At 74.9% G+C, this 12808-nt stretch carries 12 protein-coding genes; 8 read left to right on the forward strand and 4 right to left on the reverse strand.

Translation table 11 applies throughout. From position 1 onward, the window contains the following. The first annotated feature begins 124 nt into the window (after positions 1-124). The 5 genes from V6D49_RS21895 (at position 125) to V6D49_RS21915 (ending at position 4782) form a co-directional block, all read left to right on the forward strand. Entirely contained in the window at positions 125-1357 is a 1233-nt protein-coding gene (locus tag V6D49_RS21895; RefSeq protein WP_340564210.1) for an NAD(P)/FAD-dependent oxidoreductase, read from the forward strand. A 71-nt stretch (positions 1358-1428) separates the two neighbouring features. Next, positions 1429-1794, forward strand: a complete 366-nt coding sequence (locus V6D49_RS21900; RefSeq protein ID WP_340562180.1) for an Rv2175c family DNA-binding protein — start codon at positions 1429-1431, stop codon at positions 1792-1794. Between the two features lie 90 nt (positions 1795-1884). Next, positions 1885-2577: a thiamine phosphate synthase gene (thiE, locus tag V6D49_RS21905; protein ID WP_340562182.1), complete on the forward strand. Its 693-nt coding sequence runs from the start codon at positions 1885-1887 to the stop codon at positions 2575-2577. Positions 2578-2669: 92 nt separating this feature from the next. Next, positions 2670-3587, forward strand: a complete 918-nt coding sequence (gene metF, locus V6D49_RS21910) for a methylenetetrahydrofolate reductase [NAD(P)H] (protein ID WP_340562183.1) — start codon at positions 2670-2672, stop codon at positions 3585-3587. A 22-nt stretch (positions 3588-3609) separates the two neighbouring features. After that, on the forward strand, positions 3610-4782 hold the full coding sequence (locus V6D49_RS21915; RefSeq protein ID WP_340562184.1) for a hypothetical protein: 1173 nt from the start codon (positions 3610-3612) through the stop codon (positions 4780-4782). 97 nt (positions 4783-4879) lie between these two features. Here the strand turns inward: V6D49_RS21915 and V6D49_RS21920 are convergent, their stop codons facing one another. The 4 genes from V6D49_RS21920 to V6D49_RS21935 form a co-directional block, all read right to left on the reverse strand. Beyond that, positions 4880-6355, reverse strand: a complete 1476-nt coding sequence (locus tag V6D49_RS21920; protein WP_340562186.1) for a phytoene desaturase family protein — start codon at positions 6353-6355, stop codon at positions 4880-4882. A 372-nt stretch (positions 6356-6727) separates the two neighbouring features. Next, a complete protein-coding gene (locus tag V6D49_RS21925) occupies positions 6728-7369 on the reverse strand; it encodes a TetR/AcrR family transcriptional regulator (RefSeq protein ID WP_340562188.1) in 642 nt (213 codons plus the stop codon). Positions 7370-7442: 73 nt separating this feature from the next. Further along, a complete protein-coding gene (locus V6D49_RS21930) occupies positions 7443-9680 on the reverse strand; it encodes a YhgE/Pip domain-containing protein (protein WP_340562190.1) in 2238 nt (745 codons plus the stop codon). Next, positions 9652-10446 carry an ATP-binding cassette domain-containing protein gene (locus V6D49_RS21935; RefSeq protein ID WP_340562191.1) on the reverse strand — a complete coding sequence of 265 codons (795 nt, stop codon included), beginning with the start codon at positions 10444-10446 and terminating at the stop codon, positions 9652-9654. The genes V6D49_RS21930 and V6D49_RS21935 overlap by 29 nt, the downstream gene beginning before the upstream one ends. 140 nt (positions 10447-10586) lie before the next feature. Here V6D49_RS21935 and V6D49_RS21940 point away from each other — a divergent pair, with 140 nt between their 5' ends. The 3 genes from V6D49_RS21940 (at position 10587) to V6D49_RS21950 (ending at position 12574) form a co-directional block, all read left to right on the forward strand. Then, the gene (locus V6D49_RS21940; RefSeq protein WP_340562192.1) at positions 10587-11075 is read left to right on the forward strand and encodes an SAV_6107 family HEPN domain-containing protein; all 489 of its coding nucleotides are present in this window, start codon (positions 10587-10589) and stop codon (positions 11073-11075) included. A 46-nt stretch (positions 11076-11121) separates the two neighbouring features. Next, the gene (locus V6D49_RS21945; RefSeq protein ID WP_340562193.1) at positions 11122-11871 is read left to right on the forward strand and encodes a methyltransferase; all 750 of its coding nucleotides are present in this window, start codon (positions 11122-11124) and stop codon (positions 11869-11871) included. Positions 11872-12151: 280 nt separating this feature from the next. Then, positions 12152-12574, forward strand: a complete 423-nt coding sequence (locus V6D49_RS21950) for a DUF3040 domain-containing protein (RefSeq protein WP_340562194.1) — start codon at positions 12152-12154, stop codon at positions 12572-12574. Positions 12575-12808 lie beyond the last annotated feature (234 nt).

Below are 12808 nucleotides of genomic sequence, written 5' to 3' on the forward strand. Positions count from 1 at the left end.
CAGGGCCGGACTGCGCGCGTAGACCGAGGTCTACAGTGATCGTGTGACCTCACCACACGAGCAGCGCAGACCGGGCCGGCCAGGCCCTCAGGGCGCGGAACGCGTCGTCATCGTCGGCGCCGGGATGGCCGGTGTCCAGACGGCGGTGCAGCTCCGCGAGCTGGGCTGGTCCGGCTCCGTCACCCTGCTCGGCGCCGAGCGGCACCGGCCCTACGACCGGCCGCCGCTGTCCAAGGCCGTGCTCAGCGGCAAGGCGGAGGGGTCCGCCTTCGACGTGGACTTCGACGCCCTCGGGGTCCGGCTGGAGCTGGACCGCCGCGTCACGGGCCTGCGTCCGGACGCCCACGAGGTCGACACCGCCCGGGGGCCGGTGCCCTACGACCGGCTGGTCGTCGCCACCGGCGCGGAGCCCGTGCCGCTGCCCGGCGGTGCGGACGTGCCGGGCGTGCACCTGCTGCGCACGCTGGACGACGTCGAGCTGCTGCGGCCGGTGCTGGGCGGCCGGCGGCGCGTCGTGATCGTCGGCGCGGGCTGGATCGGGGCGGAGTTCGCCACGGCGGCGCGGGAGGCCGGGTGCCCGGTCACCGTCGTCGAGGCCGCCGGGCAGCCGCTGTCCGGCGCGCTGCCCGCCGACATCGCCGCCCGGATGCGGGGCTGGTACGCGGAGAGCGGTGCGGAGCTGATCACCGGTGTCCCGGTGGCCCGAGTCCGGGCCGAGCCCGACCGCAAGGTGGAGCTGGCCGACGGGCGGGTGCTGGCCGCCGACGCCGTCCTCGTCGGCATCGGTGCCCGTCCGGCCACCGGCTGGCTGGCCGGCTCCGGCGTGGAGCTGGCCGCCGACGGCTCCGTCCTCGCCGACGAGCGGCTGCGCACGTCCGTGCCGGACGTGTACGCCGTCGGGGACTGCGCGTCGTTCCCCTCGGCCCGCTACGGCCGCAGGTTGCTCGTCCACCACTGGGACAACGCCCGGGGCGGCCCGCGCGCGGTCGCCGTCGGGCTCGTCGGCGACGCGGGCCAGGCCGTGGCCGCCGGGTCCGAGGTCTACGACCCGGTCCCGTACTTCTGGTCCGAGCAGTTCGGCCGCTTCGTGCAGTACGCCGGGCACCACGGCGCGGCGGACGAAGTGCTGTGGCGCGGCGATCCGGACGGCGTCTCCTGGGCCGTGTGCTGGTTGCGCGACGGCGTGCTCGACGCGCTGCTCGCCGTCGGCCGTCCCCGGGACCTGGCGCAGGGCCGCAAGCTGATCCGGCAGCGCGTCGCGCTGGACCGCGCCCTGGCGGCCGACCCGGCGGTGCCCCTGAAGCGGGCCGCGCTGGCCCCGGGACGGCAGGCGTCGCCCTTCGGCGCGGCCGGCTGAGGAGGCGGTTGGCCCAAGCCGGGCGGACCGCGGTGCCGACACTGTCGGCGGCGGATGGCAGGCTTGGGGGCGTGACCGAGATTGACGCGAAGATCGATGCGCTCGTGCCGAGCTGGCTCACCCTCCCCGACGTCGCCGAGAGGCTGGACGTCGAGGTGACGCGGGTGCGGCAGTTCGTCAAGGAAGGGCTACTGATCGCGGTACGCCGTGGCGAGAACCGGGTCCTGATGGTCCCCGCCGACTTCATCGGCGAGGGCCGGATCACGAAGGGGCTCACCGGTACGCTCACGCTGCTGAGGGACGACGGCTTCAGCGACGAGGAGATGCTGGAGTGGCTCTTCACTCCGGACGACTCCCTGCCCGGCACCCCGGCGCAGGCGCTCCGGGAGAACCGCGGGACCGAGGTGAAGCGCCGGGCCCAGGCGCTCGCCGTCTGACCGACGTCCACCCAGCCGCAGAACCGTCCCGGTGGCGGGGCGGGGGCGCACGCTCCCGCCCCGCCGTCCCACCAGGGGGAGAAGAACCTCATGTCCGCGCAGCCCACGACCGCCGCGTCCGACTCCGCCGTGCGGAGGCTGGCCGACGCCCGGCTGTATCTGTGCACCGACGCCCGCACCCGCCAGGGGGACCTCCCGGAGTTCCTGGACGCGGTGCTCTCCGGCGGGGTGGACATCGTGCAGCTGCGGGACAAGGGGATGGAGGCGGGGGAGGAGCTGCGGCACCTGTCCGTCCTCGCCGACGCCTGCCGGCGGCACGGCAAGCTGCTCGCCGTCAACGACCGCGCGGACGTCGCGCACGCCGCCGGGGCCGACGTCCTCCACCTCGGCCAGGACGACCTGCCCGTCCCGGCCGCCCGGGCCCTCCTGGGCCAGGGGCCGCAGGACGTGCTCATCGGCCGGTCCACGCATGCCGAGAGCGAGGTCGACGCCGCCCTCACCGACCCGGGGGTGGACTACTTCTGCACCGGCCCCTGTTGGCCGACCCCGACCAAGCCCGGCCGGCACGCGCCGGGGCTGGCGCTGGTGCGGTACGCGGCCGAACGCAGCGCCGCGCTCGGCGACGAGCGCCCCTGGTTCGCCATCGGCGGCATCGGCCCGGAGAACCTGGACGCCGTCCTGGACGCCGGGGCCCGCCGCGTCGTCGTCGTCCGCGCGCTGACCGGGGCGACGGATCCGCACGCGGCGGCGGCTTCGCTCGCGGAGCGGCTGCGATCCCGTTGACCTGCGGTTTCCCGGGCCGACGGCGTCCACCCGGGCGTCCAGGGTGTGGACATGGCTCTGGCCCGGACCCTACTGGCGGTTAGCCTTCGTTCATGGCCCACGGCATCTCCTCCACCAGGACCGACCGAGCGGTGACGATCCGCGAGCTTCTCGCCTCGGGGAAGCGCTCCTACTCCTTCGAGTTCATGGCGCCGAAGACGGCCAAGGGGGAGCGGACCCTGTGGAACGCGATCCGCCGCATCGAGGCCGTCGGCCCCACGTTCGTCTCCGTGACCTACGGCGCCGGCGGTTCGTCCCGGGACGGCACCGTGCGGGCCACCGAGCGCATCGCGACCGAGACGACGCTGACGCCCGTCGCCCACCTCACGGCCGTCAACCACTCCGTCGCCGACCTGCGCAACGTCATCGGCCAGTACGCCGGGGCGGGCATCCGCAACATGCTGGCCCTGCGCGGCGACCCCCCGGGTGACCCGATGGGGGAGTGGGTGCGGCACCCGCGGGGCGTGTCCTATGCGTACGAACTGGTCGAACTGATCAAGGAGTCCGGGGACTTCTGCGTGGGCGTGGCCGCCTACCCCGAGATGCACCCCCGGTCGACGGACTGGGACACCGACGTCCGGCACTTCGTCGCCAAGTGCCGCGCCGGGGCCGACTACGCGATCACCCAGATGTTCTTCTACCCCGAGGACTACCTCCGGCTGCGTGACCGCGTCGCGGCGGCGGGCTGCGACACACCGATCATCCCGGAGATCATGCCGGTCACCAACGTGCGGCAGATCGAGCGTTTCGCCCAGCTGAGCAACGCGACCTTCCCCCCGGAGCTGGCGAACAGGATCCTGGCGGTCAAGGACGACCCGGCGGCTGTACGCTCGGTCGGGATCGAGTACGCCACGGAGCTGAGCGCGACGTTGATGGCCGAGGACATCCCCGGGTTGCACTTCATCACGCTCAACCACTCCACGGCGACCCTGGAAATCTACGAGAACCTCGGACTGCACGCGCGGTCCTAGGGGTTCTGCGAGAGGGGCGTACATGGGCTGGACGGTCCTCTACATCCTGTTCGGAGTGGTCGCGCTGTGGCTGCTCGGCGAGGTCCTGCTCCAGTACAAGGCGCGACTGCGCTGGCGCCTCACCGCCTTCTTCGGCTTCCTCACCGTCGTCCTCGGGGTGCTGCTGGGCTCCGTCCCCGTGATCGCCCTGGGCACGGCCGGCTTCGCCGTGGGCCAGTTCCTCGTCACCCTCTCCTTCCGTCGGGGCTTCGACCACGGCTGGGCGCTGGAGAACGTTCCCGGGACGCGTCGCCGCCGGGCCAAGGGCGGCTCCGAGGCCGACGCACCGCCCCAACCCGCCGACGCGCCGCCCGTCCTGGAGGTCTCCGAGCTGGAGGAGACGGCCGCCTACCGCATGGAGCCGCTCCCGGAGGAGGACACCGGGCAGTACGGCGTGTACGACCGGGACGGTCAGGGCGGCGAGGGCCACGGCGGTGAGGCCGGGCGGCGGGAGCAGCCGGAGGCGGCCCCCTACGCGGCGGCATCACCCGATCCGTACGCGGCACCGGGCGGCTACGGCTACGACGGCGGGTACGACACCGGGTACGGGTACGACGGCGGCTACGGCACGCCGTACGGAAGCCCGCAGGGCCCGGGCGGTGTGTCCGATCCGCTCGGCGACCACGGCGAGCACCAGTACGCGAGCGCCGGTTACGGAGAGGACGCTCCCGGCACCCCCTCCACCCCGTACACCGGGGACCACCGTGACGACCAGCCCTACGGCGGCGGGTACCCGACCCCGGCGCCGCAGTCCGACACCGGCGCCTACGCCTCCTACGCGACCTACGACGGCTACCAGGGCGGTGGTGGTGGCCAGGGCGACCTGTACGGCTACCCCGCCCCGCCCGCGCCGGGCGGCTACGACCCCCTGGGCGGTCCCGATCCTCTGAGCGACCCCGGCCCGCAGGGTGGTTACCCGGGCGGGGGACATCCGTCCGGCGGCTACGACTCCGGCGGTTACGAGACCTACGGCTACCCCGCCGCTCCCTCCGCCCAGCAGCCCGACCCCTATGGCCGGTACCCGCAGGAGACGGGCTCCTGGGCGGAGGTGCCGCACCAGCGGGACGCCGCACCGCAGCAGGAGCCCTACCCGTACCAGGACGGCTACGACTACGGGTACGGCTACCCCGCCCCCGGCCAGCAGCCCCGCAACTGAGCGGTCCCCGGCAGCGGTTCGACGCCCGTTCACGACGCCCGTTCACGACCGTGGTGCACGACGGCGGCCACGGGCGCCGGGTGCCGTCCGGGCGCGGTCAGCTGGAGCCGCGCCACTGCGGTCCCTCGGTGATGAGGCCCGCCACGAGGGCGCCAGACATGCCCGCGTGCGCCGGTCCGCCGCCCGGGTGCGCCCAGCCGCCCACGGCGTAACGGCCTGGCGGCGCCGCCAGGTTGGGCGCCTGGCGGTAGGCGGCCGGTGCCCCCGCCAGGGCCGGCACCGGGACGGTTCCGCCCGGCGCCCCCGTCTCGCGCTCGGCGTCCGCCGGGGTGTGCACGGCGTGCCACAGCAGGCGTTCCGCGAGCTCCGGCACCACCGATCCGGCCGCGGCCGTGAGCCGTTCCACCGCCGCCGCCACGGTCGCGGGGTCCGACCAGTCCGTCGTGGCGTGCGGGGCCCCCGCCGCCGTGACGGGTGCGTGCGGCGGCACCGTCGCCGTGACGCTCACCGCCTCGTGCCCCGCGTCCGGCACGGTCGACGCGTCGTCCGGCCGCAGCACCGTGACGGTCGGGGCGGTGAGCGGATCCGCTCCGTCGAAGAGGCCCGCCAGCGCCGCGTCCCGGTCGGGGGCGTGCACGACGGTGCGGTGCGCCACGCCCGGCGGCCGGCCGCCCCGCAGGGCGAGCAGCACCGTCAGCCGGGCCCGTCCGGGGGCCGTGCCGGTGTGCGGGCACCGGCCGTCCACCACCGCGTCCGCCGCCACCTCGGTGCCGTCGGCCAGCACCACGCCGCAGGCCCGCCCGGCCCGGACCGGGACGTCGGCCACCTCGGTGCCGAGGACGACCTCCACCCCGCGTTCGACGCCGCGCCGGTACACGGCGTCCGCCAGTGCACGCAGCCCGCCGGAGACCCACCAGGAGCCGAAGGTGTGCTCGACGTAGGGCAGGACCGTCGCGCTCGCCGGGGCCGTGCGCGGGTCGAGGCCGTACGCCACGGCGTAGCTCTCCAGCAGCGCCGCCGCCCGCGGGTCGGCCAGTTCGTCGGCGGCCACCTCGGCGAGCGTCGGCACGCGGCGGCGCAGCAGCCCCCGGCGACGCAGCGCCGGGTACGGGTCGGCCGGCGGCGGGGCGTCGGTCAGCGGCTCCTCCAGCAACGGCCGGCGGGTGGCGTCCCACACGGTGCGCGCCCGCACCAGCAGGTCCGTCCAGCGCCGCCCCGCGCCCGCGCCGAGGCCCGCGTCCAGCGCGCCGATCAGACCGGAGCGCGTGACGGGCAGCGGCACCTCGGTGCCGTCCGCGAACCGGTGCACGGCCCCCGGATCCAGCTGACGCAGCGTGACGTGGGCCTCCAGCGGCTCGCGGCCCGTCTTCAGGAACAGGTCCCGCCAGACGGCGGGCAGGTGCAGCAGCGCGGGCCCGGTGTCGCACGTGAACCCGTCCCGGGTCAACGCCCGGACGCCACCGCCGTACGTCCGGGACCGCTCGTACACCGTCACCCGGTGTCCGGCCGTCGCCAGCCGTGCCGCCCCGGCCAGTGCGCCCAGACCGGCGCCGATCACCACCACGCGTGCCATGACCAGCGACTCTAGCCATCCGGCCCGCCCCTCCGCCGGGCGGGGCCGTCCGGCGGAGGGGCACCACCCCAGGAGGTGAGTAGCGCTACCTAGGGGGCCGGTTGAGTACCCGCACGGATGGGCGGTGACCTGCCCGGACGGCAGAGTGGTGCGCACCGGGACGACGCGGCGCGGCACCGCCGGCACGGGGCGGCGGAGCCGCACCGCGTCACCCGGCAGGGGGGAACCGAAGGGGGATCGGGGGTACGGGGGGCACGGGGGGCACGGGGGCGAGCGGGCGGTACCGGTCATCGCGCGGCCGGGGCCGCCCGCTTCCGGCCCACCGGCCCCGGCGGGTGGTTCCTCCGCACGGCTCCGCCCGTCCGGCGGTGTTCAGGGCCGTCCGGCCACGCGGCCCTGGAGCAGCAGCGACAGCGAGGCGTGCACGTCGTCCAGCGAACGGTCCGGCTGGAACGCCTGCCAGTCCAGCGCCGCCACGAGCACCATGCCGAACAGCGCGGCGGCGGTCAGCTGCACGTCGATCTCACCGCTCAGCTCCCCCTCCTCGACGCCGAGCCGCAGCTGCTCCTCCACCACCGCCACCGCCCGCGCCCGGACCACCAGCAGCGTCGACTGCCAGGTGCGGTTCTTGCGCCACAGCTCGGCCACGTACAGCTGGGTGAAGGCCGGATAGCGGTCGATGAACTCCAGGCCGGCGCGGACCATCGCGTCCAGTGCGTCGACCCTGCCGCCCCCGCGCTCCCGGACGGCGGTGGCCGCCGCCTCCAGCCGCCCGGTCAGCAGCTCGACGCCGTGCCGCAGCAGCTCCTCGAACAGTTCGTTCTTGCTGGCGAAGTTGTAGTAGACGGTGCCCTTGGCCACTCCGGCGGCCTCGGCGATCTCCTCCACCGTGGTGGCCGAGAACCCCTGTTCCGCGATGAGGTGCACCGCCGCCTCGTACAGCTTCTGCCGGGTGGCGCTGCGCCGGGCGCTCGTGCCCGCCGTGGCGCCCGGCCCGTTGCTGGCGCTCTTCATGACGATGATTGTCCTCTTCCCGTGCGCGCCGGGCCGCGCGGCCTGCCGGTGCCGACGCCGGTTCCGGTGCCGGTCACAGCGTCAGCTCCGGGTGAAGCCGCTTGAGCGTCCACACCGAGCCGCGCCGCGCCGTCCACGCCGTCGCGGCCAGGGCCGCCAGGGTGAAGGCCAGCAGCACGGCGCAGCCCTCCCACACCGGGCCGAGCGGACCACCGGTGATCAGGTGCCGCAGCCCCGCGACGACGTACGTCATCGGGAGGTAGGGGTGGACGGCGTTGAAGAAGTCCGGGCTCGTCTGCACCGGGTAGGTCCCTCCGGCGCTGGTGAGCTGGAGCATCAGCAGGACGAGCACCAGGATCCGTCCCGACGGCCCGAACCGGGCGTTCAGCCACTGCACGATGGCGGTGAAGCAGGCCGCCACGAGGAGGAGGAAGCCGAGCGTCCCGGCGGGCCTGGCCATCTGGAGGCCCAGCCCCGGCGCCCAGTGCAGCACCGCCAGCAGCACCGACGCCTGCACGGCCCCGATGGCCGCGACCGGCAGCCACGACGCCAGTGCGGTCCGCACGGCCGGGGCACCGGCGGCCAGCGCGCGCCGGCTCAGCGCCGGCATGAGCATGTAGGCCACCATGGCGCCCACCCACAGGGCGAGCGGCACGAAGTAGGGGGCGAACCCGGTGCCGTAGTTGGGGGCCGCGTGCAGGTTGCGGGAGGCCAGCCGCACGGGATCGGCCATGACGGCACTGCGGTCGGCGCGCTCCTCCGCGCTGTGGTCGGGGATCTGCTCGACGCCGTCGTGCAGGCCCTCGGCGAGCCGCAGGGAGCCGTCGGCCAGGTTCACCATGCCGCCGTCCAGCAGCTCCGCCCCGTCACTCAGCTCGATCAGCCCGCTCTCCAGCGCGCCCGCGCCGCCGGCGGCCCGGGTCAGGCCGGAGTGCAGCTCCTTGGTGCCGTCGTGCACCTCCTGGGCGCCGTCGTTGAGCGCGTTGACCTGCTTGACGGCCTTCCGCACGTTCTCACCCAGGTGCGGAGCCTGCTCCTGCACCTCCAGGGCGACGTCGCGCAGCGCGTCGAGATCCTTGCCGAGGTCGTCCAGGTCCTCGTAGCCGTCGATGTGCTCCTGGACGTCGGCCGCCGTGTCCGCGCCGCCCCGGCTGTACTCGGCGTACCGCGCCAGGTCGGCGCAGTGCTCGTCGGTCAGGACGGAGCCGTCCGGCGCGGGCGTCCCGCCGGGCCCGTCGGCCGGAAGGTCCGGCAGGTCCGGCAGATCCGGCAGATCGGGGTCCCCGGAGCGCGGCGCCGTGTCCCGGGCGCCGCCGTCCTCGCCCCCCTGCGGGCCGGGCACGCAGAGCAGCTCGTGCAGCCCCTCGATCCCGTCGGCCGCCGCCTCGGTGAGCCGCACCGCGCGGGCGGCGTCCTCGGGCAGGCTGTCGAGGTGCTTGCGGGCGGTCTCCGCGCCCTCCGCCACCTTCCCGGCGGCCGTCGCGACGTCCTCGCCGTCCTCGCGGGTGAAGGGGCCGACCCCCTCGGCGATGCCGCCCACCTTGTCGGCGAGCTGCTGGGTGCCGTCGGCGACCTGCCGTGCGCCGTCCTCCAGCCGTCCGGCGCCCTCGTCGAGCCGCACCACCCCGTCGGTCAGCTCTCCGCTGCCGTCCTCGGCGTCCTCCGCGCCGTCCGAGATCTCGCCCGAGCCGTCCTTCGCCTCGTCGATGCCCTCCTTCAGCTCGCTCGCGCCGTCGGCCGCGTCCTGGGTGGCGTCGTGGACGGCGGAGAACGCGACGAAGATGTTGTCGTAGAAGCTGCGCGAGGCCTTGCTGGACGCGGCGGCGCGCACCTCGGAGAAGACCGTGCGGGCGACCTGCCCGACGATGTAGTTGTTCGCGTCGTTCGTGCGCACCCGCAGGGCGCCCGTCTCGGGGTGGTCCCCGGAGCTGGACGTGATCTTGGTGCTGAACTCCTCGGGGACGGTCAGCGACAGGTAGTAGCGGCCCTCCCGCACGCCCCGCTCGGCGTCCTCGGGCGTCGTCTCGTGCCAGGCGAAGGTGTCGCTGTCGCGCAGCGCCTCGACGAGGTCGTCGCCCGCGTCGACGTGCCGCTCCCCGTCGCCCGCCGGGTCCTCCACGCGCGCGCCGGAGTCCTCGTTGACCAGCGCCACGGGTATGCGGTCCAGGCGTCCGTAGGGATCCCAGAAGGACCACAGGTACAGCGCCCCGTACAGCAGCGGCAGCAGCATGATCGTGACGAGCGCCGCGCGGGGCAGCCGTCCCCGCCCGAAGCGCCTGAGCTCAAGCGCGGCCAGTCGTGGTGCACGCATCGTCCGCGTCCCCCTCTCCGGTGGTGTCGTCGGCCGGCTCCGCGTCCGGTCCGTCGTCCCGCTTCCCGTCCGGTTCCGCGTCCGGTTCCTCGGGTCCGTCGTCGGCCGTGGTGTGGACCACGAGCACGTCCGGCGGCGGCTCGCTGCACACCGCCAGCACGGTCGTCCCCTCCTCCGCCAGTCCCCGCAGCAGCTCCCACAGTTCGGCGCGTTCGGGGTCGGAGAGCTTGAGGTCCGCGTCGTCCAGGGCGAGCAGGCGCGGGTGGTCGAGTAGGGCGAGGGCGACGCCGAGGCGCAGTGCCTCCAGGCGTTCCAGGTACCGCACCGTGGTGCGCGGGCCCTTGGGAAGGTCCTCCAGCCGCAGCCCGGCCCGGTCCAGGGCCTCGGCCACGCGCTTCCGGCGTTCGGTGGCCCGCTCCCGGCGCAGGCCCCGCCGGGGGCGGCGCAGCAGGGCCCGTTCGCGCAGGTGCTCGGTGACGGTCCAGGACGGCTCCAGGTCCGTGACGCCCGGCACCGGCCCCAGCGCCGCGACGCGCCGCACGGACCCCATCCGCTGCGGCACCCGGTGCCCGGCGACGGTGGCGTGGCCCGAGGTGGGGCGCATCCGGCCGGTCAGCGTGAGCAGCAGGCACGTCCGCCCCGACCCGGACGGGCCGGTGACGGCGATGAGCGAGCCCGGTGGCGCCTCCACGCTCACCCCTTCGAACACCGCGCCCTTGGAGCCCTTCAGCCCCAGGTCGCGGGCGCTGACGGCCGCGCCCTCCATGTGCCCTCCCCACGCGAATCTTTTTGAACTGACCGGTCAGTTCAAAAGCGTAGCAGCAGGTCAGCGCCGATTGTCAGTGGGGCAGTCCACGATGTGCGCATACGAACCGTTGAGCGAAGGAAGCGAAGGAGGCACCAGTCATGAAGAAGCTGAACAGCCCCCCGAGCGACATCCACCCCGTCCCGCGCCGCGGCGCCGCGCCCCCGGCCGCGCTCGACCTGCTCTCCCAGGCCCAGCACGGGCTCGACGAGGCCGCGGGACACGAACTGCCCAACGAGCGCTACGCCACCGCCCACCTGGCGGCGCTGCGCACCGCGGCGGCGGTCCTGGCCGTGCGCGGTCGTCCCGAGAGCGGCGCCCGGGCCCGCCGCCGCATCCGCAGCGCCTGGGAGGTGCTGCCCGAGGTCGCCCCCGAGCTCGTCGAGTGGAGCGCCCTGTTCGCCGCCGGTGCGCCGCGCCGCGCGCGGGCCGAGGCCGGGATACGCGGCGCGGTGACCCCCCGGGAGGCGGACGACCTCCTGCGGGACGTCGCCGTGTTCCTGCGCATCGTCGAGCGCATGCTCATAGCCCAGCCCGCCTTCCCGCGCGCCCGCGTGGAGGCGGAACCACCGGCGGTGGCGAGGCAATAGGGTGGGGGCTGCCAGCCCCGCACGTCCGCCGCCGAGGAGCCACGTCATGTCCCGCCCGCGCGCAGCCCTTCGTACCGCCGTGGTCTGGGAGGTGCTGCGGGAAGCCCTCCATCGCCGGGCCGAGGCGGCCGGCCGTTCCGAGCTGGACGTGCTCGACGCCGGGGGCGGCTCCGGGCACTTCGCCGTGCCCCTGGCCCGGCTCGGCCACCGCGTCACCGTCGTGGACCCGAGCCCCAACGCGCTCTTCGCGCTGGAGCGCCGCGCCGCCGAGGAGGACGTGGCCGACCGGGTGCGCGGTGTCCAGGGCGACGCCCACGGGCTGCTGGACGTCGCCGAGCGCGGCGGGTACGACGCCGTGCTGTGCCACGGCGTCCTGGAGTACGTGGACGACGCCGCCGAGGGCCTGCGGAACGCCGTCGCGGCCCTGCGGCCGGAAGGGGGCGTCCTGTCCGTCCTGGCGGCCGGGCTGGGCGGCGCCGTGCTGGCCCGCGCCCTGGCCGGGCACTTCACGGACGCCCACCACGCCCTGACCGACCCCGACGGGCGTTACGGGGACTCCGACCCGGTGCCCCGGCGGTTCACCGCCGAGCAGCTGTCCGCCCTGGTGACCGACACCGGTCTGAAGGTGGCCGCCGTGCACGGGGTGCGGATCTTCAGCGACCTCGTCCCGGGCGCTCTGGTGGACACCGAGCCGAGCGCCCTGGAGGCGCTCGCCCAGCTCGAGGCCACGGCGGCCGAGATGCCCGCCTTCCACGCCGTCGCCACGCAGCTGCACGTGCTGGCCGAAGTGGGCTGAGCCGGCGCGCGGAGGGTCCGTCCGGAGTGCCGGGCGAGTGCACTGGCTTACAGAACCCCGCAGACCGCCCGATCAGCGCAACGGCGCCGTATGATCGGAGGGAACCACCGGGGCATGCCGGGCGGCGGGCAGGGGAATGAACAAGCCACTGCTGCGGTCCGTCATACCGGACCCGATGGGAGAAATGGCGTAGAGGGGCGGGTTTCACGGGGGCGATTCCCTGCCTATCCTTGAAGGGTCGCATCCGGTCGCCCCCGCGACCGACGAGTAGGAGGACTCCGTGCCGCTCTCTGAGCACGAGCAGCGCATGCTCGAGCAGATGGAGCGAGCGCTGTACGCCGAAGATCCCAAGTTCGCGACAGCGCTCGAAGGTAGTGACCTGCGGGCGCCGTCCCGCCGCCGGGTCTACCAGGCGGTGGCGGGCTTCGTGGTGGGCATCGCGCTCCTCATGGCCGGGATGGTCGCCCAGATCGTCTGGCTCGGTGTGGTCGGCTTCCTCGTGATGCTCGGGTGTGCCGTTCTCGCGGTGACGGGCTGGCGCAAGGCCCCTGCGGAGGGCGCTCGTCAGGACGGTGAAGGTGGTGACGGCCGTGAGGGCGGCGGTCGCGGCGCGGGCCGGGGTCGCCGGCAGCGCACCCCCAGGCGGTCCGTGATGAACCGGATCGAGGACCGCTGGCAGCGTCGTCGCGACGAGCAGCAGTAGAGGTTCCCCGCCGCACCTCGTCCGCCGGACACGTCGTCCGCCGGAGCGCCCGAGCCGGGGCGCCCAGACCCTCCGTGACCGGCCCCTGAAGTCCCCGCCGACCGGTGCCCCTGCGGTAGCGGCCACCCCCGGGTGGCCCCTTTTTCGCGCTCATTCCGGTACTTCCGCGCAGCGGTCCGGCACTGCGGAACGTCGCCCGACGTCACACGCACGTCCGCCCCCCGCCCGTCGTGG

It is taken from the genome of Streptomyces sp. GSL17-111 (assembly GCF_037911585.1).
In the GTDB taxonomy this organism is placed as follows: domain Bacteria; phylum Actinomycetota; class Actinomycetes; order Streptomycetales; family Streptomycetaceae; genus Streptomyces.